This window comes from Micromonospora sp. NPDC049799 (assembly GCF_040656655.1).
Lineage (GTDB): Bacteria > Actinomycetota > Actinomycetes > Mycobacteriales > Micromonosporaceae > Micromonospora.
Genome location: NZ_JBFAMU010000666.1, coordinates 1 through 2,280 on the forward strand (window position 1 = coordinate 1; position 2,280 = coordinate 2,280).

Below are 2,280 nucleotides of genomic sequence, written 5' to 3' on the forward strand. Positions count from 1 at the left end.
CCGCGGTTACCCGTACCGGCTCTTCCTGCTCTACGAGTCGATGGCGGCGCTCGGGTGGGCGGCGGGGTGCACGACGGCGTACTCGGCGGCGTCGCGGTGCAGCAGGCCCTGCCACACGTCGGTGAGCGGAAGCTGCTTCGCGCCGACCGCGATGCTGAACACCGCCACCGTGCCGAGCAGCAGCACGGACAGGGCCAGCCCGGTGGCCCGCCCGGCGGTACGGCGCCCTGGTGGCGGTGACGAGGGCGCGGCGACGGGAGCCTTGAGTGAGGGATACGTGACGGACAGTGTGGGCTCCGGTGTGGTGCGGGATCGCCGAACGGGTCTTGACAGCGACTTAGGTTAGGTTAACCTAACCGCTGCTGTCCATGGTCATCCCGGACCCTGATCGAAAGACGACACCATGCCGCATCCCGTACCCGCCCGCCGACTCACCCGCCGTGGCCTCCTCGCCGCCGGTGGGGCCGCCACCCTGGCCGCCCTGCTCGGCGGCTGCGGCCGTGACGACACCTCCTCCACCCCGTCGGCCGGCAGCTCGGGCGGTCCGTGGTCGTTCACCGACGACCGGGGCACGAAGGTCGACGCGGCGGCCGGCCCGACCCGGGTCGTGGCCTTCACCGGGGTCGCCGCCGCCCTGGTCGACTTCGGACTCGACAAGCAGATCGTCGGTGTCTTCGGCGAGACGAAGCGCGCCGACGGCACCAGGGACCCGCAGGCCGGTGACCTGAACGTCGAGGGCGTGGAGATCCTGGGCAACGTCTGGGGCGAGTTCAACCTGGAGAAGTACGCCGCCCTGCGCCCCGACCTGCTGGTCACCCACATGTACGACCCGGGTGCCCTGTGGTACGTGCCGGACGAGAGCAAGGACAAGATCCTCCCGCTCGCGCCCAGCGTGGCCGTCACCACCGCCCGGGTGCCGATGACCAAGCCGATCGAGCGGTACGCGCAGCTCGCCGAGTCCCTCGGCGCCGACCTGTCGGCGAAGAAGGTGACCGACGCCCGGGCCCGGTTCGACGCCGCCGCCGAGTCGGTGCGACAGGCCGTGAGGGCGAACCCCGGCATCAAGGTCATGGCCTGCTCCGGCAGCCCTGACCTGTTCTACGTCTCCAACCCGAAGGTGAGCACCGACCTGATGTACTTCGCCGAGCTCGGCGTCGACATCGTGGTTCCCACCAAGCTGGAAGCCGGCGACTACTTCGAGGCGCTGAGCTGGGAGAACGCCGGCAAGTTCCCGGCCGACCTGATCCTGCTGGACAACCGCAGCACCGCCCTGCAGCCCAAGGACCTCGCCGCGCGGCCCACCTGGACCCAGCTTCCGGCGGTCCGGGCCAACCAGGTCACCCCGTGGGACGCCGTGCCCCGCTTCTCGTACGCCGGCGCCGCCCCGCTCCTGGAGAATCTGGCCAAGGCCATCCAGGGCGCCCGGAAGGTCAGCTGATGGCGACCAGCAGCACCGCCGATCCGGTCGCCCTCCAGTACCGCCTCTTCGCCGCGCAGGTCGTCGCCGTGCGTACCGTCGGCACCTCGCTGGTGCGGGTCACCCTCGGCGGGCCGGAGCTGGCCGGCTTCGCCGGCGGCGGCCGGGACCAGAGCGTGTCGGTCTTCCTCCCGCACCCGGGCCAGAGTGAACCGGTGCTGCCGGGGGAGGCGGAGGAGGACTGGTTCACCGCGTACCGGACGATGGACCCCGCCGTGCGGGCGGTGATGCGCTCCTACACGATCCGGGAGCAGCGGCCCGAGGCGTCCGAGGTGGACATCGACTTCGTCCGGCACGGCGACACCGGTCCGGCCACCCGCTGGGCCGGCCGGGCCCGCCCCGGCGACCGCGTCGTCCTGCTCGGACCGGCCGTGCACGACAACCGCAGCGTCTGCTTCCGGCCGCCGGACGACACCGACCACGTGCTGCTGGTGGCCGACGAGACCGCGCTCCCAGCGGTCGGTGGCATCCTCGCCTGGCTGCCCGCCGGGACCCGGGTCCGCGCCTTCGTCGAGGTCCCGGACCCGGGCGACATCCAGGACCTGCCCACCGACGCCCACGCCGAGGTGAGCTGGATCGTGCGCGGTGGCACCCCCGCCGGAAGCACCCTGCTCGCCGACGCCGTGCGCGCCGCGCGACTGCCGACCGACAACCCGTACGCCTGGATCGCCGGCGAATCGTCGATGGTCCGCGCGGTCCGGCGCCACCTCGTCGCCGACCGCGGCCTGGATACCACCCCCACCACGAACCAGCGTCGGTACGTCATCGAAGTGCCACCACCGTTTCGGTCAGGACGAGCTCGT

2 protein-coding genes and 1 pseudogene are annotated in these 2,280 nt (G+C 72.1%); 2 read left to right on the top strand and 1 reads right to left on the bottom strand.

The features are described 5' to 3' along the window. Positions 1 to 66 precede the first annotated feature (66 nt). Positions 67 to 333 (bottom strand): annotated as a pseudogene (locus tag AB0I76_RS27960) (iron ABC transporter permease); the annotation flags it as partial. Between the two features lie 70 nt (positions 334 to 403). On the opposite strand from AB0I76_RS27960, the gene AB0I76_RS27965 reads away from it, so the two are divergent. Both AB0I76_RS27965 and AB0I76_RS27970 read left to right on the top strand, forming a co-directional pair. Then, on the top strand, positions 404 to 1,438 hold the full coding sequence (locus AB0I76_RS27965) for an ABC transporter substrate-binding protein (protein ID WP_357041543.1): 1,035 nt from the start codon (positions 404 to 406) through the stop codon (positions 1,436 to 1,438). After that, a partial coding sequence (locus tag AB0I76_RS27970) for a siderophore-interacting protein (protein WP_357041546.1) occupies positions 1,438 to 2,280 on the top strand: 843 nt, incomplete at its 3' end. The genes AB0I76_RS27965 and AB0I76_RS27970, both read left to right, overlap by 1 nt.